General features: G+C 62.0%; 1 protein-coding gene. It reads left to right on the forward strand.

The genetic code is table 11. The annotated features are described in order from the left end of the window. The coding region (locus tag AC5Y7V_RS31410) for an IS30 family transposase (protein WP_499883796.1) at positions 1-435 on the forward strand (435 nt) is incomplete at its 5' end. Positions 436-442: the final 7 nt, after the last annotated feature.

The following is a 442-nucleotide window of genomic DNA, read 5'->3' on the forward strand; positions in this document are numbered from 1 at the left end:
CTCGTCGAGCGGATGACCCGGTTTGTGATGCTGCTGCACCTGCCCGCTGACCACACCGCCCCGGCCGTCCAGGAAGCGATCGTCGCCAAAATGGCACAGCTGCCGGCGATCCTGCGCAAGACCCTGACCTGGGACCAAGGCCGCGAGATGGCGAATCACGCCGTCATCGCCGAGGCCGCCGAACTGGACATCTACTTCTGCGATCCGCACAAGCCGTGGCAGCGCGGGACCAACGAAAACACCAATGGGCTACTGCGCCAATACTTTGCTAAAGGCGCCGACCTGTCAGTGTTTCCGGCTGACTACCTGGACTACGTCGCGGCCAAACTCAACCGCCGGCCCCGCGAAACCTTGGGCTGGAAAACACCAGCCGAAGCCCTCGATGAACTACTCTCAGACCCGTTTAAACCACCGGCTGTTGCATCGACCGCATGAAACCACC

It is taken from the genome of Mycobacterium sp. NGS34 (assembly GCF_059812845.1).